Below are 18510 nucleotides of genomic sequence, written 5' to 3'. Positions count from 1 at the left end.
TCCGATCCCCATCATCATCGGGGGAACGATCGTCATTCAGGGAGTGATCTCTGGTGCTCAAGCGTCTGCTTCTCAGCGCCGCCCTGGCGGCGTCCACCGTCATCGTCACCGGAACGGCCACCACGCAGGCCGCCAGCGCCGCGAGCGCCTGCCCGCCCACCGCCCAGCTCGTGGGCACGCCGCAGAGTGTGGCCAAGAAGTGCAAGTGGAAGTGGGACAGCCACCACAACTGGTGCAAGTACTGCTGGAGCCACGGCCACTGGTCCAAGCAGTGGTGCAAGAGCGGCGGCGGCGGTGGCGGCATGGGCGGTCACGGTCACGGCCATTGGTGGGATCACCACCACGACAACGGTTGGTGGGATCACAACAACCACTGACCCACCGGCACCGACCCACGCACAACGGTCGCTCCGCGCGGCATCATCGCGCGGAGCGATCCCCCATGTAAGGCGCATTCTTCGGCGCGCTTGGTGGTGATTCCGGAATCTCGCGTCGGCCGGAACCAGGCCCCTGATGGGGAGTCAGGAAGTCGTGCTCGGGGGCGACAAGCCGAGCATCCGGGTGGTGATCCGGTGCAGGTGGGTGCGGAAGCGGTCCACGCTCCTTTGGCCTTCGGAGAAGCTGGAAAGAGGCGTGCTCATCGTGGCGTAGCGCACGAAAATGATGACGGACCAGGCGATCGCTCGCACACAGAGCTCCACGTCGGCCTCGGAGTCCATGAGGCCCGCCTCGGCGGCGCTGTTGAACTTGCTGTAGACCGCATGGACCAACGGCTCGTTGTAGATCTGCTCCAGGTTCTGCAGATCGGCTGCGTCGCCCAGCCAGCGGTGCATCAGCAGCGCGGAGATGTCGGGGTTGTCGAGGCAGAAGTTCAGGTAGTCGTCGACCAGGGCGTGGACACTCGCCGCCAGCTGCGGCGCTCCCGACTCGTCCAAACGTGCGAGTGCGTGCTCCAACAGGGTCTTCTGCTCGGTGTACCCGCGCCCCATCACCGCCAGATAGAGCTCCCGCTTCGAACCGGCGAGTTCCATGACGGTATCGATGTCCAGGTCGGCGGCCTCGGCGATCTGCCCCATCGTCGTCGCGTCGTATCCGAGGGCCGCGAACAACCGCGTCGCGGCCGAGATGATCCTTTCCACGCCGCTCCTTTCCTGAACGCCCTGTGTCCTGAACGTCCTGTGTCCTGAACGCGTCTCGCTCCTCCACGCGCGAGGTAACCCCGTCCACTCCAACAGATCGGCTGTCAAGCCCGGGCAAAGCGACACACGGCCCGCCGGTCTGGCATCATGCGATCATGCGAATCGGGACGCTCGGCGCAGCTCGCATCACCCCCATGGCGCTCGTCAAGCCCGCCCGCGCCGTGCCCGAGGTCGAGGTGGCGGCGGTGGCCGCCCGGGATCGGTCGCGGGCCGGGAAGTTCGCGGCCAAGCACGGCATCCCGCTCGTCCACGACTCCTACGAGCAAGTGATCGCCGACTCCTCCCTGGACGCCATCTACAACCCGCTGCCGAACGCCCTGCACGCCGAGTGGACGCTCAAGGCGATCGAGGCGGGCAAGCACGTGCTCGCCGAGAAGCCGTTCACCTCCAACGCCGCCGAGGCGCGGTCCGTCGCGGACGCCGCCGCGAAGTCCGGCGTGGTGGTCATGGAGGCCTTCCACTACCGGTATCACCCGCTGATGGAACGGGCTCTGGAGATCGTCGCCACCGAACTCGGCGAGGTCCGGCATGTCGAGACATGGATGTGCTTTCCACTCCCCAATTTCTCCGACATCCGCTACTCGCTGGAGCTCGGCGGTGGCGCGCTCATGGACGCGGGCTGCTACGCGGTGCACTGCCTGCGTACGCTCGGGCCGGGCGAGCCCTCGGTCGTGAGCGCGGCGGCCCTGCTGCGATCGCCGGGCGTCGATCGGGCGATGGCCGCCGACCTGCGCTTCCCCACCGGCGCGACCGGGCGGATCCACGCCTCCATGTGGTCGGGAAACCTGCTCAAGATCGCCGCGCGGGTCGACGGCGAACGCGGGTCGCTGCGCATCACGAACTTCATCGCCCCGCAGCTCTTCCACCGGATGACCGTGACCGTCGACGGCCGGCGGCGCCGCGAGCGCGTCGCGGGCGAGGCGACGTACACCTGCCAACTGCGTGCCTTCGTGGCGGCGGTGGAGCAGGGCACTCCGCCGCTTACCCCGCCGGCGGACTCCGTCGCCAACATGACGGTCATCGACGACATCTATCGCAAGGCGGGACTTCCCCTCCGCGGCATCCAGTAACCGGCCCCGGGTCCTCACACGGTGAGCATCCCCTGTCCGATTGCCTACTTGAACATCCTATATAACTGGTAGGAAATTGGATGTTAAGCGCCGGGATTTGGAGGGATGACCGTGGATATGCCGAACTTCCTGGTCGTAGGGGTCCCGAAGGCGGGAACGACGGCCCTGCACGCCGCTCTCCAGCGGCATCCGCAGCTCTTCCTGCCACAGGTGAAGGAGCCCAAGTACTTCCTCACCGACGGCCCGCCACCGGCCAGGGGCGGGCCCGGCGACGTGGAGACGTACCGAGAGCACGTCTGGCGCCCTACGGACTACGAGGCGCTGTTCGCCGCGGCGCCCGCCGGGACGCTGGCCGGCGAGTGCACGCCCTTCTACCTGTACGACCGGGACGCGCAGCGGCGCATCAAGGCGGCCATCCCGCAGGCCAGGCTCATCGTGATCGTGCGGGACCCGGTCGAGCGCGCCCATTCCAACTGGACCCACCTGTGGTCGGCCGGGCTCGAACCGATCGGCGACGTGGTGCGCGCCTGCGAGGCGGAGGGCAAACGGATCGCGGCCGGGTGGGCGCACTTCTGGCACTACGTGGGACTCGGCAGGTACGGCGAGCAACTGGCCGCCCTGTACGAGCTGTTCCCGCGCGAGCAGGTGCTGCTCTTCCGCTACCGGGACCTCGTCGACCGGCCGGCCGACACGCTCGACCGGATCTGCGGCTTCCTCGGGGTGGAGCGGGGGCTGCTGACCGAGATGCCGAGGGAGAACGTGACGGCGCATCCCGCCGCGAGCCCGCGGCACGCAGTGCTGTCCTCGGTCCGGCGACTCCTGCCCGGCACTCTGGCCGATCCCGTCGAGCAGCTGCTCCAGCGGCGGGCCGCCCCGCGCCGCCCGCTGACCTGGGAGCAGCGGCGGCAGCTCATTCCGTACTTCATCGAGGACATCCGGCTCCTTCAGCGGGTCACCGGCGAGGATTTCAGCGACTGGCTCAGGCCCAGGGAGCGTTCGGGCGGCCTGGTCGGCAGCCGGCCGCCCGGCCAGCGGCAGTCCAGGAACGGGCGCCCGCACCCGTCCTGACGATCAGCGGTCCAAAAAACTCAGCGCAGCTCGGTGCGCAGCTCGTGGGCTCCGTCGGCGCGGGTGTACTCGTAGTACAGCCGGATCCGGCCGTCCGGCAGGTCGACGATGTCGAGGTAACGCAGGCCGCCGCCCGCGTGCGGCGACATGGCCGCCGGGGCGGTCCCCACCGGGGTCAGCTCGCCGGGGTCGGTCCCTATGGCGATCCCGGTGCGCTCCTCGTAGTTCTCGGCCGCGCTGGCCCGGCCGTCGTAGAAGGCCAGCACCCGGTCGCCGTCGAAACGCACCGAGCTGATCCGTACGCCCCGCCCGTCCCACAGCCTCGGCCGCCCGCTCAGCGCCGTGCCGTGCCACGTCCACTCCAGGCCGTCGGCGCTGGTGGCGTAGTCGGTCACCATCCGGTCGGCCTCGTCGGAGTCGGCCAGCGGATGGCAGGAGGCCCACAGGTGCCACTTCCCGTCGCGCCGGACGATCACCGAATCCTTCACGCCGGTCTTGGGGTCGCCGGGCAGGACGGTCTCGCGCGAGCGCGGGTCGAATCCGGCGGGGTCGTCGCTCTCCAGCACCTCCACCCGCCAGTGCTTGGTGCCCGGAGTGGCGCAGCTCAGGTACAGCCGCCAGCGCCCGTCCTCGGTGCGTACCAGGGTGGGCCGTTCCAGGGACTCGGCGGCCATCTCCTCGCGGGTGATCGTCGTCAGGGTCTCGAACCGCTCGCCGTCCACTGAACGGGCCACCACCACCGCGTACCCGCGTCCCTCCCCCACGGGGCGGCGCAGCCGGTAGGCGAGGTAGATCAGCCCGTCCGCCGCGACCGCGCTGGGACCCCCCGCCCAGTGCCCTTCGCCCGCGATCGGCGGCGCGATCGCGACGGTCGCGCGGTCAGGGTCGGGGAGCAGGGCAGCGGGAACGTCCGTGGGGTTCGACATGGAGTCGAGGCTAGGCGACGACGTGGAGTGGGACACCGCTGCTCACCGACCCTTTGCATTCCCTTATTCCTACCTAAATAGTATGGATAATACATGCTCCTGGTCCACGCGGGCGCATCATGCGGACCGGGCCCCCGAATGTGCAGGAATCGGTAAGGGAAGTGACCTGGTCGTCCGCATTTCTCCATCGACGTGGTCACTATGTGCATCGAACGCTTACTCGTTGTCATTAGGGGCGATACCTACGGCATTCCCCCAGCTGCCGAGACGAGGGCCGGGTACATGAGCGAAACCACGACGAAAACCGCTGTGGACGAGGTTCACGTACTGTGGACCTCGGAGGGCATGAGCTGCGACGGCGACACGGTCTCGGTGACGGCGGCCTCCAATCCGAGCCTCGAAGCGGTCCTTCTCGGCCTGGTGCCCGGACTGCCGAAGGTGCGTCTGCACAACAAGGTGTTGGCGGCGGAGACGGGCAAGGACTTCATGGCACCCTTCCACCAGGCCGCGGAGGGCCAGCTACGGCCGTTCGTCTTCGTGGTCGAGGGGTCGATCCCCAACGAGCAGATCAACGGCGACGGTTACTGGACGTCCATGGGGAACGACCCGGTCACCGGACAGCCGATCACCGTCAACCAGTGGATCGACCGGCTCGCGCCGCAGGCGTGGGCGGTGGTCGCGATCGGCACCTGCGCGACGTACGGCGGCATCCACGCCATGGCGGGCAACCCGACGGGCAGCATGGGACTCGGCGACTACCTGGGCCACGACTTCCGCTCGGCGGGCGGGCTGCCCATCATCAACGTGCCGGGCTGCCCGGTGCAGCCCGACAACTTCATGGAGACCCTGACCTGGCTGCTGTACCAGGCCGCGGGGCTGGCTCCCATGATCCCCCTGGACAAGGAGTTGCGACCGACCTGGTTGTTCGGCAAGACGGTGCACGAGGGGTGCGACCGCGCCGGCTACTACGAGCAGGGCGACTTCGCCAAGGACTACAACTCCCCCAAATGCCAGGTCAAGGTCGGCTGCTGGGGGCCGGTGGTCAACTGCAACGTCCCCAAGCGCGGCTGGATGGGCGGGATCGGCGGCTGCCCCAATGTGGGCGGCATCTGCATCGGCTGCACGATGCCCGGCTTCCCGGACAAGTTCATGCCGTTCATGGACCAGCCACCCGGCGCGCTGGTCTCCTCCACCGCCACCGGGGCGTACGGGTCGTTCATCCGCAAGCTGCGCGGCATCACCAACAGGACGGTCAACAAGGAGCCGAAGTGGCGCCACAACCGGCCTGAGCTGACCAGCGGCTACCAACCGGACCACAGCTAGGGGAGAGGGAACGTCGCGGTGACCATCCGATCCAAGGAGGCTCAGGAGACTCGGCAGCTGGTCGAGATGTCCTGGGACCCGATCACCCGCATCATCGGCAACCTGGGGATCTACACGAAGATCGACTTCAACAACAAGGAAGTCGTCGAGTGCAAGAGCACCTCCTCGTTGTTCCGGGGCTACAGCGTGTTCATGCGCGGGAAGGACCCGCGGGACTCGCACTTCATCACCAGCCGCATCTGCGGCATCTGCGGCGACAACCACGCGACCTGCTCGGTCTACGCCCAGAACATGGCCTACGGCGTCAAGACGCCGCCGCTGGGCGAGTGGATCATCAATCTCGGCGAGGCGGCCGAGTACATGTTCGACCACACCCTGTTCCAGGACAATCTGGTCTTCGTCGACTACTGCGAGCAGATCGTCAAGGAGACCAACCCCACCCTGCTGCGCAGGGCGGAGACCACCGAGGCACCGCACGGCGACATCCACGGGTACCGGACGATCGCCGACATCATGCGGGCGTTCAACCCGTTCACCGGCGCGATGTACCGCGAGGCGCTGCAGGTCAGCCGGGTCACCCGGGAGATGTTCTGCCTGATGGAGGGGCGGCACGTACACCCCTCGACGATCTACCCGGGTGGCGTGGGCACGGTGGCGACACCCCAGCTGTTCACCGACTACCTGTCCCGGCTGCTCAGGGTGCTCGACTTCGTGAAGAAGGTCGTCCCGGTCAACGACGACCTGTTCGACTTCTTCTACGAGGCGCTGCCCGGCTACGAGGAGGTCGGCAGGCGGCGGACGATGCTGGGCTGCTGGGGTTCGTTCCAGGACCCGGCCGTGGTCGACTACGACTACCGCAACATGGGCGAGTGGGGCCGGGGCATGTTCGTCACTCCGGGCATCGTCCTGGACGGCGAGCTGCGCACCACGAGCCTGGTGGACATCAACCTCGGCATGCGGATCCTGCTGGGCAGCTCGTTCTACGACGACTGGGTGAACGAGGAGGTCTTCGTCACCCACGACCCGCTGGGCAACCCGGTGGACCGGCGTCATCCGTGGAACCAGACCACACTGCCGAAGCCGCAGAAGCGCGACCTGGCGGGCGGCAACTACAGCTGGGTCATGAGCCCCCGCTGGTACGACGACCGCACGGGCGATCACCTCGCGCTCGACACCGGGGGCGGGGCCCTCGCGCGGCTCTGGACGACGGCGCTGGCCGGCATCGTCGACACCGGAGGCGTCCGGGCGACCGGCAGCAGCGTGGAGATCAACCTGCCCAAGAGCGCGGTCCTGCCGGAGATGCGGTTCGAGTGGAAGATCCCCAAATGGTCAAACACGATCGAGCGCAACCGGGCCCGCATCTACTTCGTCGCCTACTCCGCCGCGATGGCCTTCCACTTCCTGGACCAGGCGATGGCCGAGGTACGCGCCGGCCGGACGCGGGTCTTCGCCGACTTCGACGTGCCCGATGACGCGATCGGCTGCGGGTTCCACGAGGCGGTACGCGGGGTTCTGTCCCACCACATGGTGATCCGCGACGGCAAGATCGCCAACTACCACCCGTACCCGCCCACACCGTGGAACGCCAGCCCACGGGACGTCTACGGCACTCCCGGTCCGTACGAGGACGCGGTCCAGGGCATGCACATCTTCGAGGAGAACGGCCCGGAGAACTTCAAGGGCATCGACATCATGCGTACGGTCCGCAGCTTCGACCCCTGCCTGCCGTGCGGCGTCCACATGTACCTCGGCGACGGGAAGGTGCTCAAGCAGGTGCACTCCCCGACGCTGGGCACGAGCTTCTCCGGTTAGGGGCGGACGATGTCACTGACCGACCGTGAGGTGGCCGACCGGCTGGCCCGGGTGGACGCCCTGCTGGACGGCGTCGAGTCGCTGCCCGACCCGGAGTCCACCATCGAGGTGCTCCAGGCGCTGCTCGACCTGTACGGCGAGGCGCTCGCCCGGATCGTCGCGATCGGCGGGGAACGGCTCGGGCCGGCGCTCGCGCAGGACGAACTGGTCTCCTACCTGCTGGTGCTGCACGACCTGCACCCGCTGGACGTATCCGCCCGGGTCGAGAAGGCCGTGAGCGGTGTACGGCCCCGGCTCGGCGGCGCGGCCGTGGAGACGGTGGCCGTGGCGGACGGTGTGGCGAGCGTACGACTCCTGCGCGGTCGCGGCGGCTGCGGCACTGCCGATCGGGCGGCTCTGCTGGAGGAGGCGATCCGCAACGCGGCCCCGGAGCTTGACCGGGTGGAGATCGAGGAGATCGGCCCGCCACCCGTCTTGATCTCCATCGACGCCTTGCGCCGCGACCCCGGCGCGCGGACGTGGTGAGGGAGCGCGACATGGCACGAGGGGGTCTGCGCGGCCTCATCGACCGGACGGCCGAGCGACATGCGGCCGGCCGGTCCGCGGCCGACCGGCCTGCGGCTGACCAGTCCGCGGCCGACCAGTCTGCGGCCGACCACGACGACAGCCTCTGCCGGTGCGAGCTGTGTGCCGCGCCCATCCCCGCCGACCACCGGCACCTGCTCGAACCGGCGGTCCGCGAACCGCGCTGTGCCTGCCGCCCGTGCGCGCTGCTCTTCGAGCATCCACCGGCCGACGGGGACCGCTACCGCCTGGTGCCCGACCGCCGGTGGTACCTGCCGGACTTCGTCCTCGACGACGCCACCTGGGCGGCCCTGGACATTCCCGTCCAGATGGCCTTCGCCTGTCACGACTCGGCCGAGGGCCGGACCGTGATCCGATACCCCGGCCCGGCCGGCGCGGTCGAGGCCGCGGTCGAGCCGGCCGCCTGGGCCGCGGTGGAGGAGGCCAACCCCGTGCTGCGGCGGCTGGCCCCCGACGTGGAGGCGCTGCTGGTCAACCGGACGCGCGACGCGCGAGACCACTGGCTGGTGCCGATCGACGACTGCTTCGCCCTCGTCGCCGTGCTCAGGTCTCACTGGAAGGGCCTGGCCGGCGGCCAGGCCGTCTGGAACGAGGTCGGCGCCTTCTTCACCGAGCTGCGGCGCCGAGCCAAGCCCATGCCCATGGGCGTGTCGAAAGGAGTTCCACGATGACCGGCTCCATCAAGGTGGGCCGCCCCCAAGCGCGGCCCGACATGACCGCGCACCTGAAGGGCGTCCACGAGGGCAACTCGGTCGGCAACTACGAGCAGCAACCGGGTCACCTTCCCGACGGCCGCTCGACGGCGGCGCGATCCACCGGGATCAACCCGAAGGACCACGACCCGATCGACCCGGCCATGCCCAACCTGTCCCCGGCATGAGGCCGGACTCCGCCTTCGCCACGCGGGAGGACGCGCCGCCGGCGCTCAGGTTCGTGATCGAGAGCGCCGAGGCGGTGGAGTTCGCCGCGGTGCCGACGGTGCGGTTCACGCTGCGGATCGACGGCGCCGGCCCGTCGCCGATCCGCACCGTCGCGCTGGACACCCACATCCGCATCGACGCCGCTCGGCGCCAGTACGACCCGCCCACCCGGCGGCGGCTCACCGACCTGTTCGGCGCGCCCGAGGATTGGGGCCGGACGTCGAGGAGCCTGCTGTGGGCGCGGACGGTGACGCAGGTGCCCGGCTTCGACGGGCACACGGTGGCGAGCATCGACGTGGCCTGCACGTATGACTTCGAGGTAGCGGTCGCCAAGTACTTCCACTGCCTGCCGGACGGTGAGGTCCCGCTGACCTTCCTGTTCAGCGGGACGATCTTCTACCTTGACGCCGGCCTGCTGCGGGCGGCCCGGATCCCGTGGGACACCGACGTCGCGTTCCGGATGCCGGTCCAGGTCTGGAAGGACGTCATGGAGCACTACTTCCCGCGCGGCGCCTGGCTCCGGCTGGACCGCGACGCCTTCGACCGGCTGTACGACTACAAGGTCCGGCACACGCTGGCGACCTGGGACGACGTCGTGACGGCGCTTTTGGCACGTGGACAGGGCGAGGGCTGACCGATGGACCAGGTGACAAAGGTCGCGCGCGCGGTGCTGTACGAGGGCTACCTGCTGTGGCCCTACCGCCCCTCGGCGCTCAAGAACGCGCAGCGCTGGACCCTGGGCGGCGTCTACCCGGAGCGGTGCGCCGAGACGGGCGACTCCTCGCTGATGCGCACCCAGGTGCTGATCGAGGCGGACCCGGCCGACACCGTCGACGTCCATGTGTGCTTCCTGCACTCCGTCGCCCGCCAGGTCGCGCGCGGCACCGGCGAGGAGCTCGTGCCGGTCGCGGAGCTGACGGCCGGGGGCGAGCGCCACGTGGCCAGGGACGAGGCGACCGAGCGGGAGGTCGCCGCGCTCGGGCTCGACCTCGCGGGTCTCGTCCGGCGGGCCGCCGTGGTGGACATCGACATACCCGAGGGCGGGGACGTCGAATGGCTGATCGGCCCGGACGGGCGCGGGGTCGGGGCGCTTTCGCGCAGCTGGCGGGGGCTGCGCGGGCGGGTCGAGATCAGCGCGGAGCGCCCGGCGCCCGGCCTCTTCCGGATCACCGTCGAGGTCGCCAACACGACCGGCTGGGCGGGCGGCAGCCGTACCGAAGGGCTGAAACAGGCGTTCCTCTCCGCGCACACGGTCCTGCACGCGCCGCGCGGCGGGTTCGTCTCCCTGACCGACCCGCCGGAGGAGCTGCGGCCGCTCGCGGAAGGCTGCGACAACGCCGGCGCCTGGCCGGTCCTGGTGGGCGAGGAGGGCGAGCGGCACACCATGCTGTCGGCGCCGATCATCCTGTACGACTACCCCCGGATCGCGCCGGAGAGCCCGGGTGACCTCTTCGACGCCACCGAGATCGACCAGTTGCTCACCCTGAGCGTGCTCGCCCTGACCGAGGAGGAGCGGCGGGAGATCCGCGACGGCGATCCCCGGGCCAGGGAGATCCTCGACCGATGCGCCTCGCTCACACCCGAGCGGCTCATGCGGTTGCACGGCACGGTACGCGAGATCCGTCCGCTGATCGAACAGGAGCCGGTACATGACCGCGACGGATGACTTCTGGGCCCGGATGGAACGACGGGGCCCGGACACGGTGATCGTGGACGGCGTGACGCTCGGCGCGGGCAGCCGGGTGCGGCTGCGCCCACGTTCGCGCGCCGACGTCTTCGACCTCGCGCTCGGCGGCCGGGTGGCCGTCGTCGAGAGCGTCGAACAGGACGAGGCGGGCGCCCTCCACCTGGCCGTCACCCTTGAGGAGGATCCCGGCCGCGACCTGGGAGAGGCGAAACTGCCCGGACACCGGTTCTTCTACTCCGCCGAGGAGGTGGAGCCGATCGTCGCGGAGAGCCGGCCCGCCCGCGTCCTGGTCGCGGGCATCGGCAACATCTTCCTGGGCGACGACGGTTTCGGCGTCGAGGTGGCGCGGCTGCTGGCGGCCGAGGACCTGCCTCCCGGAGTGGACGTCGTGGACTTCGGGATCCGCGGCATGGACCTGGCCTACGCGCTGCAACGCGACTACGACACGGTGATCTTCGTGGACGCCGCGCCCCGTGGGGAGGCTCCCGGGACGCTGACCGTGCTCGAACCGGCCGAGCCGGAGGCGGGCGTGCCCATGGAGACCCACGGCATGGACCCGGTACGCGTGCTCCGGCTGGCCGCCGAGCTGGGCCGGATACCGCGCCGGGTGCTCGTCGTCGCCTGCGAACCGGAGACCGTGATGACCGGGGCGCCGGACGAAGACGTGCTGGTCGAGCTGAGTGAGCCGGTACGCGCCGCCCTCGGCCCGGCACTCAAGACGGTCCGATCCCTTGTCGAGACTTGATCGAAGCCATCGATGGAGCGGGGTTACCGAAAACCGAGGAGGTGGAAACGGATGAGGAAGGGGCCTGTGGTGGCTCTGGTGACGCTGTGCGCGGTCGTCGCGATGATCGCCGCGCAATGGCCGGAGATCAAGCGCTACCTGAACATGAGAAGGATGTAGGCACTTCATGCATGAGCTAGGAATGTGCGAGGGCCTGGTCGACCTGGTCCGGCAGCAGGCGGACGGCCGGCGGGTCACCGGGCTGCGGGTCCGGATCGGCGCCCGCCACGCGGTCGTGGGCGAGGCGTTCGACCATGCCTTCGCGCTCGCCGCCGAGGGCAGCGCCGCCGAAGGTGCGGCGCTCGACCTCGTCGTCACGCCCGCCACCGTGGACTGCGGGGCCTGCGGTCACCAGTCGGAGTCCGTCGACGTGCTCGCGGTCTGCGCGCGGTGCGGCGACGACGACGTGGACGTCCGCGGCGGCGACGAGCTGGTCCTGGAATCGGTCCAGTTCAAGGACGGGTCGGCCCTGGAATCAGACCGGTTCGAGGAGGAAGCCGATGTGCCTCGGGATCCCCGGTGAGCTGGTGGGCGACGTCGAGGAGCACACCGACCTCGCCATGGTGGACGTCAGCGGGGTACGCCGCCGCATCAACATGGGGCTGCTCGCCGACGACCAGCTCAAGCCCGGCGACTGGGTGCTCGTCCACGTGGGCTTCGCCCTATCGAAGATCTCCGAGGCCGAGGCCAAGGCCGTGATGGACATGCTGCACGGCCTCGGGCAGGCCTACACCGACGAGATCGACGCGCTCAAGGAATCGGACATCTCATGACCCTCCTCTGCAAGGAGCGCGATGCGCTTCGTCGATGAGTTCCGCGACGCCGACGCGGCCCGCGCGCTGGCCGCGCGGATAGCCGCCCGGTGCGAGCCGGGACGCCGGTACAAGTTCATGGAGGTGTGCGGCGGACACACGCACACCATCTACAAGCACGGCATCGAGGACTACCTGCCGGAGGCCGTGACGCTCGTGCACGGGCCGGGCTGTCCCGTCTGCGTCATCCCCATGGGCCGGGTGGACGACGCCGTCCACATCGCCCGGCAACCCGATGTGATCATGACGTCGTTCGGCGACATGATGCGGGTGCCCGGGGGAGCGGCCACGTTCCTGGATGCCAAGGCCCAGGGCGCCGACATCCGGATGGTCTATTCGCCGCTCGACGCGCTCAAGATCGCCCGGGACAATCCGGACCGGCGGGTCGTGTTCATGGCGATCGGCTTCGAGACCACGGCGCCGTCGACGGCGGTGACCGTGCTGCGGGCGGCCGAGGAGGGCATCGACAACTTCTCCGTCTTCTGCAACCACGTCCTGATCATCCCGGCCGTCAAGGCGATCCTCGACTCGCCCGACCTGCGGCTCGACGGCTTCATCGGGCCCGGCCACGTCTCGACGGTCATCGGCTGCCGGCCGTACGAGTTCATCGCGCGCGACTACCGGCAGCCGTTCGTGGTCGCCGGGTTCGAGCCGCTCGACATCCTCCACGCGGTCGACCTGCTGCTCGGCCAGCTGGCCGAGGGCCGTGGCGAGGTGGAGAACCAGTACGCGCGGGTGGTCCCGTGGGAGGGCAACCGGATCGCCATGGAGGCGATCGGGACGGTCATGCGCGTGCGCCCGCACTTCGAGTGGCGGGGGCTCGGCTTCATCTCGCACTCGGCGCTGGGGATGGCCGAGGAGTACGCCGCCTTCGACGCGGAGCGGATCTTCGACATCCCCGGTACGCGCATCGCCGATCCCATGGCGTGCCAGTGCGGCGAAGTGCTCAAGGGAGTGCTCAAGCCGTGGGAGTGCAAGGTGTTCGGCACCGCGTGCACCCCGGAGACGCCGATCGGGACCTGCATGGTCTCGTCGGAGGGAGCGTGCGCGGCGTACTACAACTTCGGCCGGTTCAGCCGGGAACGAGTGCGGGAGGCGACCCGGGCATGACCACCGAGAAGCAGGTCCTCGACCGGATCGAGCGCGTACGGCGCCGCCGCGCGGTGGTCCGGGAGGAACGCATCACCCTGGCGCACGGCTCCGGCGGCAAGGCGACCCGGACCCTGATCGACGCGGTCTTCCTGGAGGCGTTCCGCAATCCGCTGCTCGCCCCGCTGGAGGACGGGGCCACCCTGGCGCTGAACGGCTCCCGCGCGGTGTTCACCACCGACGCGTTCGTGGTCTCCCCGCTGTTCTTCCCCGGCGGCGACATCGGCGACCTGGCGGTCAACGGCACCGTGAACGACCTCGCGGTGTGCGGGGCCCGTCCGCTGTACCTGTCCGCCGGGTTCATCCTCGAAGAGGGGTTCCCGGTCGGCGACCTGCGGCGGATAGTCGCCTCGATGGCGGCCGCGGCGGAGGCGGCGGGCGTCACGATCGTCACCGGCGACACCAAGGTCGTCCAGCGGGGCAAGGCCGACGGCTGCTACATCACCACCGCCGGGGTCGGCGTCGTCGAACGCCCGGCCACGCCGTCCATCTCCGCCGCCCGGCCCGGTGACGCGGTCATCGTGTCCGGGCCGATCGGCGAGCACGGCGTCGCCATCATGCTGGCCCGTGGCGAGCTCGGCATCGAGGCGGACACGGTCTCGGACACCGCCCCGTTGAACGGCCTGGTGGCCGAGCTGCTGGACGCCCTCCCCACCCAGGTGCGGACGTTGCGGGACGCCACCCGTGGCGGGGTGGCCACTGTGCTGAACGAGGTGGCGGGCGCCTCGGGCGTCTCCGTGGTGATGGACGAGGAGTCCGTACCGGTCCAGCCCGCCGTCACCGGGATGTGCGAATTGCTCGGGATCGACCCGCTGTACGTCGCCTGCGAAGGGCGGCTGGTCGCCGTCGTCGACGGCGAGCACGCCGAGCGGGCGGTGGACATCATGCGCGGCCATCCGGTCGGCGCCGGGGCCGCGATCATCGGGTGGGTCGGGGAGGATCCGCCCGGACTGGTGCTGCTGAGGACCGCCTTCGGCGGCACCCGCATCGTGGACCTGCTGGTCGGCGACCCGCTGCCGCGCATCTGCTGACGCCCGGTGTCGTGGTCAGCGGGCCGCTCTGTCCCGAGCTCCCGGTGTCGTGGTCAGCGGGTCGCTCTGTCCCGAGCTCCCGGAGTCGTGTTCAACGGGTCGCTCGATCCCGAGCGCCCGCCACCACGGCCTGCCCGAGACTGATGCCGCCGTCGTTGCAGGGGATGCGCCGGTGCAGCAGGACGCGCAGGCCGTGGCGGCGCAGCCCGTCGACCACGGCGCCGAGGAGGAGGGTGTTGCAGAACACCCCGCCGGACAACGCCACCACCTCCAGCCCGTTGGTGGCCGCGACCCGCGTCGTGGCCGTCACCACCGCCTCGGCCAGCCCGTGGTGGAAGCGCGCCGCGATCACCTCTGACGCCTCGCCCCGGCGAAGGTCGCCGACGACCGCGCGGATCAGGTCGGTGCTGCGGATGACCGTTCCGGCGACGTCGACCGGATAGCCGCCGCGGACGCCCGGGTCGGCCCGCTGCTCCAGCTCCACCGCCGCCTGTCCGTCGTAGGTGACCGTGTCCCGGATCCCGAGCAGCGCGGACACCGCGTCGAACAGCCGCCCGGCGCTCGACGTCACCCGCTGCGCCGGGCCGTTCGCCACGAGCGCCGCCACGGCCGGCCACCGGTCCTGGTTGCGGCGGACCACGTCGAGGTCGTCGAAGTCCTTGGGGCCGTACGCGCTGTGCAGGAAGGCCGCGGCCATCCGCCAGGGCTGCCTGATCGCCGTCACGCCGCCGGGCATCGGCACCGGCTCCAGGTGCCCGGCCCGCTCGAAGCCCGCCAGGTCGGCCACGAGCAGCTCGCCGCCCCAGATCGTGCCGTCCGTGCCGTACCCCGTGCCGTCCAGGGCCACGCCGACGACCGGGCCGCTCTTGCCGTTGTCGGCCAGGCAGGAGGCGATGTGGGCGTGGTGGTGCTGTACGCCGAGCGGCTGGACGCCGTCGAGGGTGAGGGCGTACTTGGTGGACAGGTATTCCGGGTGGAGGTCGTGCGCCACCACCTCCGGCTCGATCCCGAACAGCCGCCGGAAGTGGGCGACGCCGCCGGCGAAGGCCTGCATCGTCGCGTAGTTCTCCAGGTCGCCCAGGTGCTGGGAGACGAACGCGTGGCTGCCCGTCGCCAGGCAGAAGGTGCTCTTGAGCTGCGCTCCGCAGGCGAGAACCGGGCGGGGGAACGTCCAGGGCAGCGCGAGCGGCGCGGGAGCGTGCCCACGGGCTCGCCGTACCGGAACCTCCGTGTCGCGGAAGACCCGGACCACCGAGTCGTCAAGGCCCGCGTGAATCGGCCGATCGTGGGTGAGGAAGGCGTCGGCGGCCAGCCGCCGCGCGTCCTCGTCGCGGTGCGCGATGGGCTCGCCCGACAGGTTCCCGCTGGTCAGTACGAAGGGGCGGCCCAGTTCGCGGGCCAGCAAGTGGTGCAGGGGCGTGTACGGCAGGAGCACGCCGATGTCCCGGTTGCCGGGCGCCACCGAGACGGCGATGGGCGAGCCGGGGCGTCGTGGCAGCAGCACGATCGGGCGGCGCGCGCCGGTGAGGGCGGCGACCACCCCGCTCGCCTCACCGTCCAGCTCACACAGCTCGCGTACGGTGGCCAGGTCCGGCGCCATCACGGCGAACGCCTTGTCGCCACGGTGCTTGCGGGCCCGCAGCGCCGCCACCGCGTCCTCGTCGGCGGCGTCCACGGCGAGATGATGGCCGCCGAGTCCCTTCACCGCGAGGATGGAACCACCGCGGAGCAGCGCCGCCGCCTCGGACACCGGATCGCCCGCGACCATCGTGCCGTCGGAGGTGTGCAGGACGAGGGTGGGACCGCAGGCGGGGCAGCACACCGGCTGGGCGTGGAAGCGACGATCGCGGGGATCGCGATACTCCGCCGCGCATGCCGTACACATGGCGAAGGTCCGCATGGTGGTCGCGGCCCGGTCGTACGGGATGGCCGTGATGATCGTGAATCTGGGGCCGCAGTTGGTGCAGTTGACGAAGGGGTAGCGGTAGCGGCGGTCGGCCGGGTCGAACAGCTCGGCCAGGCAGTCGTCACAGGTCGCCGCGTCCGGCGACACGTGCGCGCGCGGGGCGCCGCCGATCACACCTGGTCCGCCGGTCTCGTTGCGGACGCTCATCTCGCTCGGTACGCACGTCCCGCCTGGTCTACCCGTCTCGCTCGGTACGCACGTCCCGCCTGATCTACCCGTTTCGCTCGGTCTGCCCGTCTCCCTAGGTCCGCCCGTCTCGCTTGGGACGATGCGAAAGCCGCGGGCGCCCGTGGGCGGCACTGATTCCACGCTCACCCGGTCCACGACCGCCAACGCGGGCGCGTTCCATCGGACCGCCTCGACCAGCGCGTTCACGGCCTCCGCTGGACCCTCGACCTCGATGAACACCCCGAAGCCGTCGTTGCCGACCGTGCCCGACAGGCCGTACTGGACGGCCAGACCGTGGACGAACGGCCGGAACCCCACGCCCTGGACGATGCCCTCGACCCGGATCCGGGAGCGCACGATCGGGTCCAACGGTCAGTCCGCCTCGTCCAGTGCCCGCCGAACCGACTCCCACAGCACATGGCACACGGTGGCCTGCGCCTCCTGGATCCGATGTACGGATGAGGACGGGATGACCAGCAGATGATCGACGGCACCGCACTCGGCCAGCTGGCCGCCTCCCGAGCCCGCGAGCCCGACCGTCACCATGCCGAGGCGTTCGGCCTCCTGGAGCCCGCGCACGACGTTCAGCGAGCCGCCGCTCGTCGAGATGCCCATCGCGATGTCCGTACCGGTGCCCAGGGCGGCGAGCTGCCGGGCGAAGACCGCGTCGAAGCCGATGTCGTTGGTGAGCGCGGTCAGCAGCGCGACATCGGCCGTCAGCGACATCGCCGGTAGCCCTCTGTGTCCGTGGCCGGGAGCGAGGAACAGGTGGGCCACGGCCTGCGCGTCGGTGCTGCTGCCCCCGTTCCCGAAGGTGAAGAGTCGACCGCCGCCGGAGAATGCCGAGGCGAGCGCCCCGGCGCACGCGGCGATCCGGGGGCCGAGCAGGGTGAGCACTTCCCGCCGCAGCGCGACGATCTCCCTGGCCTTCTCCGCCGTGGAACGGGTCACCGTGGCCAGCAGCGAGTCGACATCGCCCGCCGCAGCGGACAGGAAGGGATAGAGCGCGTCGCTCACAGCCTTCTCCCCAGAGCCGCTCACTCCGGCACCGCTCTTTCCAGCACCGCTCACTCCGGCACCGCTCTTTCGGGCGCTGTTCTCTCCAGCACCGCGATGGCCTCTTTCGCGTGCACCAGGACCACGTCACCGGCCCGCGCGTCGACCAGCCGCACGCTGATCTCCTCCGCACCGACGGCGGTGTCGGCCAGTGCGAGGTGGCCGGGCAGCAGGGCGACGATCCGAACGGGTACGGCCGTGTCCGAGCAGGTCAGACACACCTCATCGGGACACTCCGCACTCGACCGGCCCGAATCTCCTGGCGAAGTCACCGGACTCGACTGGTCCGGATCTTCCGGCGAGGTCATCGGGAGACCTCCGTCGCCGTGAGCAGAGGGTCGTTCAAGAACACATGCACCAACTCCCACAGCACGTGATATGTCGTCATATGGAGCTCGCGGGCGACCCGCGGATCACGGCTGCGTGCCGTGAGAAGGTGATCCACCACCGCGCTGTCGAGCCCGCCCGCCTTGGTCAGCGCCAGCGTCGTCATGCCCATCTCACGCGCCACGGCGAGCCCCGCCGCCACCTCGTCACAGTCGTCGTCGATCGTGATGCCCACCGCGATGTCCCCGGTACGCCCGAGCAGCCGCAGCTGGGTCGCGAACACTCCCGCGCGGGCGAGCCCACTCATCGCCGACGCGTCATTGGCCAGCGACATGGCCGGCAGGGCGCGCTTCCCCACGATCACCGGATGAACGAACTCCACCGCGAGATGCGCCGCGTCGGCCGCGGACTGACCGGTGCCGAAGCTCAGCAACCGGCCTCCCAGATGGAAGCGCAGGGCCACGGCATGACACGCGCGAGCGATCAGCTCGGCATCCTCCGCCAGCGCGCGGCCGGCTTCGTCCCGTTCCTGGAGAGACGTGCCGAGAACGAGCGTCATGGATGATCCTTTCCTCGGCTCTCGATTCTCAGTGCCCAGGAAAAAAGGCTGGCAATCGCGTTTTACAG

Annotated in this window: 22 protein-coding genes; 16 read left to right on the top strand and 6 right to left on the bottom strand. The window is 70.1% G+C overall.

Annotation, left to right across the window (positions count from 1 at the left end):
• The first annotated feature begins 53 nt into the window (after positions 1-53).
• Entirely contained in the window at positions 54-377 is a 324-nt protein-coding gene (locus ACIBO2_RS18225) for a hypothetical protein (RefSeq protein WP_358533990.1), read from the top strand.
• Positions 378-521: 144 nt separating this feature from the next.
• Here ACIBO2_RS18225 and ACIBO2_RS18220 read toward each other — a convergent pair whose 3' ends face one another.
• Entirely contained in the window at positions 522-1139 is a 618-nt protein-coding gene (locus ACIBO2_RS18220) for a TetR/AcrR family transcriptional regulator (RefSeq protein WP_397298003.1), read from the bottom strand.
• 155 nt (positions 1140-1294) lie between these two features.
• Between ACIBO2_RS18220 and ACIBO2_RS18215 the strand changes: the two genes are divergently transcribed.
• Both ACIBO2_RS18215 and ACIBO2_RS18210 read left to right on the top strand, forming a co-directional pair.
• A complete protein-coding gene (locus ACIBO2_RS18215; protein ID WP_358533984.1) occupies positions 1295-2269 on the top strand; it encodes a Gfo/Idh/MocA family oxidoreductase in 975 nt (324 codons plus the stop codon).
• A 105-nt stretch (positions 2270-2374) separates the two neighbouring features.
• A complete protein-coding gene (locus ACIBO2_RS18210) occupies positions 2375-3337 on the top strand; it encodes a sulfotransferase family protein (RefSeq protein ID WP_397298000.1) in 963 nt (320 codons plus the stop codon).
• Positions 3338-3357: 20 nt separating this feature from the next.
• On the opposite strand, the gene ACIBO2_RS18205 is transcribed toward ACIBO2_RS18210, so the two are convergent.
• Positions 3358-4263 carry a hypothetical protein gene (locus tag ACIBO2_RS18205; RefSeq protein WP_397297998.1) on the bottom strand — a complete coding sequence of 302 codons (906 nt, stop codon included), beginning with the start codon at positions 4261-4263 and terminating at the stop codon, positions 3358-3360.
• Positions 4264-4545: 282 nt separating this feature from the next.
• Here ACIBO2_RS18205 and ACIBO2_RS18200 point away from each other — a divergent pair, with 282 nt between their 5' ends.
• Genes ACIBO2_RS18200 through hypE form a run of 13 tightly spaced genes read left to right on the top strand, consistent with a single transcriptional unit; the run spans position 4546 to position 14366 of the window.
• Complete coding sequence (locus ACIBO2_RS18200; protein ID WP_358533975.1) at positions 4546-5586, top strand: hydrogenase expression protein HypE; 1041 nt, start codon at positions 4546-4548, stop codon at positions 5584-5586.
• Between the two features lie 18 nt (positions 5587-5604).
• Positions 5605-7398, top strand: a complete 1794-nt coding sequence (locus ACIBO2_RS18195; RefSeq protein WP_358533972.1) for a nickel-dependent hydrogenase large subunit — start codon at positions 5605-5607, stop codon at positions 7396-7398.
• Positions 7399-7407: 9 nt separating this feature from the next.
• Positions 7408-7923, top strand: a complete 516-nt coding sequence (locus ACIBO2_RS18190; protein ID WP_358533969.1) for a NifU family protein — start codon at positions 7408-7410, stop codon at positions 7921-7923.
• Positions 7924-7934: 11 nt separating this feature from the next.
• Positions 7935-8654, top strand: a complete 720-nt coding sequence (locus ACIBO2_RS18185; RefSeq protein ID WP_358533966.1) for a DUF5947 family protein — start codon at positions 7935-7937, stop codon at positions 8652-8654.
• Positions 8651-8863 (top strand): hypothetical protein, encoded by a 213-nt coding sequence (locus ACIBO2_RS18180; RefSeq protein ID WP_358533963.1) that lies wholly within the window; start codon positions 8651-8653, stop codon positions 8861-8863. The genes ACIBO2_RS18185 and ACIBO2_RS18180 overlap by 4 nt, the downstream gene beginning before the upstream one ends.
• On the top strand, positions 8860-9537 hold the full coding sequence (locus tag ACIBO2_RS18175) for a DUF6084 family protein (protein WP_358533960.1): 678 nt from the start codon (positions 8860-8862) through the stop codon (positions 9535-9537). Before ACIBO2_RS18180 ends, ACIBO2_RS18175 begins: the two co-directional genes overlap by 4 nt.
• A gap of 3 nt (positions 9538-9540) precedes the next feature.
• Positions 9541-10569, top strand: a complete 1029-nt coding sequence (locus ACIBO2_RS18170) for a hypothetical protein (RefSeq protein ID WP_358533957.1) — start codon at positions 9541-9543, stop codon at positions 10567-10569.
• Positions 10553-11335, top strand: a complete 783-nt coding sequence (locus ACIBO2_RS18165) for a hydrogenase maturation protease (RefSeq protein WP_397297994.1) — start codon at positions 10553-10555, stop codon at positions 11333-11335. Before ACIBO2_RS18170 ends, ACIBO2_RS18165 begins: the two co-directional genes overlap by 17 nt.
• Before the next feature lie 51 nt (positions 11336-11386).
• Positions 11387-11494 carry a DUF6893 family small protein gene (locus ACIBO2_RS18160; protein WP_397297992.1) on the top strand — a complete coding sequence of 36 codons (108 nt, stop codon included), beginning with the start codon at positions 11387-11389 and terminating at the stop codon, positions 11492-11494.
• 7 nt (positions 11495-11501) lie between these two features.
• Entirely contained in the window at positions 11502-11897 is a 396-nt protein-coding gene (locus ACIBO2_RS18155) for a hydrogenase maturation nickel metallochaperone HypA (protein WP_397297990.1), read from the top strand.
• Complete coding sequence (locus ACIBO2_RS18150) at positions 11875-12147, top strand: HypC/HybG/HupF family hydrogenase formation chaperone (protein ID WP_358430780.1); 273 nt, start codon at positions 11875-11877, stop codon at positions 12145-12147. The genes ACIBO2_RS18155 and ACIBO2_RS18150 overlap by 23 nt, the downstream gene beginning before the upstream one ends.
• A gap of 21 nt (positions 12148-12168) precedes the next feature.
• Complete coding sequence (hypD, locus tag ACIBO2_RS18145) at positions 12169-13296, top strand: hydrogenase formation protein HypD (RefSeq protein WP_358533950.1); 1128 nt, start codon at positions 12169-12171, stop codon at positions 13294-13296.
• Complete coding sequence (gene hypE, locus ACIBO2_RS18140) at positions 13293-14366, top strand: hydrogenase expression/formation protein HypE (RefSeq protein WP_358533947.1); 1074 nt, start codon at positions 13293-13295, stop codon at positions 14364-14366. Before hypD ends, hypE begins: the two co-directional genes overlap by 4 nt.
• A 91-nt stretch (positions 14367-14457) precedes the next feature.
• Here the strand turns inward: hypE and hypF are convergent, their stop codons facing one another.
• Genes hypF through ACIBO2_RS18120 form a run of 4 tightly spaced genes read right to left on the bottom strand, consistent with a single transcriptional unit; the run spans position 14458 to position 18442 of the window.
• The gene (gene hypF / locus ACIBO2_RS18135; protein WP_397297987.1) at positions 14458-16857 is read right to left on the bottom strand and encodes a carbamoyltransferase HypF; all 2400 of its coding nucleotides are present in this window, start codon (positions 16855-16857) and stop codon (positions 14458-14460) included.
• A 15-nt stretch (positions 16858-16872) separates the two neighbouring features.
• Positions 16873-17517, bottom strand: a complete 645-nt coding sequence (locus ACIBO2_RS18130) for an SIS domain-containing protein (protein ID WP_397297985.1) — start codon at positions 17515-17517, stop codon at positions 16873-16875.
• A gap of 50 nt (positions 17518-17567) precedes the next feature.
• Positions 17568-17864, bottom strand: a complete 297-nt coding sequence (locus ACIBO2_RS18125; protein ID WP_358533937.1) for a HypC/HybG/HupF family hydrogenase formation chaperone — start codon at positions 17862-17864, stop codon at positions 17568-17570.
• On the bottom strand, positions 17861-18442 hold the full coding sequence (locus ACIBO2_RS18120; protein ID WP_358533934.1) for an SIS domain-containing protein: 582 nt from the start codon (positions 18440-18442) through the stop codon (positions 17861-17863). The genes ACIBO2_RS18125 and ACIBO2_RS18120 overlap by 4 nt, the downstream gene beginning before the upstream one ends.
• Positions 18443-18510: the final 68 nt, after the last annotated feature.

The organism is Nonomuraea sp. NPDC050022, from assembly GCF_044460705.1.
Taxonomy (GTDB): domain Bacteria; phylum Actinomycetota; class Actinomycetes; order Streptosporangiales; family Streptosporangiaceae; genus Nonomuraea.
This window is presented reverse-complemented; position numbering and strand designations above follow the sequence as displayed.

Coding starts and splice junctions, on each gene's coding strand:
- ACIBO2_RS18215 (WP_358533984.1), top strand. CDS start 1,295: ATGCGAATCGGGACGCTCGGCGCAGCTCGCATCACCCCCATGGCGCTC.
- ACIBO2_RS18210 (WP_397298000.1), top strand. CDS start 2,375: ATGACCGTGGATATGCCGAACTTCCTGGTCGTAGGGGTCCCGAAGGCG.
- ACIBO2_RS18205 (WP_397297998.1), bottom strand. CDS start 4,263: ATGTCGAACCCCACGGACGTTCCCGCTGCCCTGCTCCCCGACCCTGAC.
- ACIBO2_RS18200 (WP_358533975.1), top strand. CDS start 4,546: ATGAGCGAAACCACGACGAAAACCGCTGTGGACGAGGTTCACGTACTG.
- ACIBO2_RS18190 (WP_358533969.1), top strand. CDS start 7,408: ATGTCACTGACCGACCGTGAGGTGGCCGACCGGCTGGCCCGGGTGGAC.
- ACIBO2_RS18185 (WP_358533966.1), top strand. CDS start 7,935: ATGGCACGAGGGGGTCTGCGCGGCCTCATCGACCGGACGGCCGAGCGA.
- ACIBO2_RS18180 (WP_358533963.1), top strand. CDS start 8,651: ATGACCGGCTCCATCAAGGTGGGCCGCCCCCAAGCGCGGCCCGACATG.
- ACIBO2_RS18175 (WP_358533960.1), top strand. CDS start 8,860: ATGAGGCCGGACTCCGCCTTCGCCACGCGGGAGGACGCGCCGCCGGCG.
- ACIBO2_RS18170 (WP_358533957.1), top strand. CDS start 9,541: ATGGACCAGGTGACAAAGGTCGCGCGCGCGGTGCTGTACGAGGGCTAC.
- ACIBO2_RS18165 (WP_397297994.1), top strand. CDS start 10,553: ATGACCGCGACGGATGACTTCTGGGCCCGGATGGAACGACGGGGCCCG.
- ACIBO2_RS18160 (WP_397297992.1), top strand. CDS start 11,387: ATGAGGAAGGGGCCTGTGGTGGCTCTGGTGACGCTGTGCGCGGTCGTC.
- ACIBO2_RS18155 (WP_397297990.1), top strand. CDS start 11,502: ATGCATGAGCTAGGAATGTGCGAGGGCCTGGTCGACCTGGTCCGGCAG.
- ACIBO2_RS18150 (WP_358430780.1), top strand. CDS start 11,875: ATGTGCCTCGGGATCCCCGGTGAGCTGGTGGGCGACGTCGAGGAGCAC.
- hypD (WP_358533950.1), top strand. CDS start 12,169: ATGCGCTTCGTCGATGAGTTCCGCGACGCCGACGCGGCCCGCGCGCTG.
- hypE (WP_358533947.1), top strand. CDS start 13,293: ATGACCACCGAGAAGCAGGTCCTCGACCGGATCGAGCGCGTACGGCGC.
- ACIBO2_RS18125 (WP_358533937.1), bottom strand. CDS start 17,864: ATGACCTCGCCGGAAGATCCGGACCAGTCGAGTCCGGTGACTTCGCCA.
- ACIBO2_RS18120 (WP_358533934.1), bottom strand. CDS start 18,442: ATGACGCTCGTTCTCGGCACGTCTCTCCAGGAACGGGACGAAGCCGGC.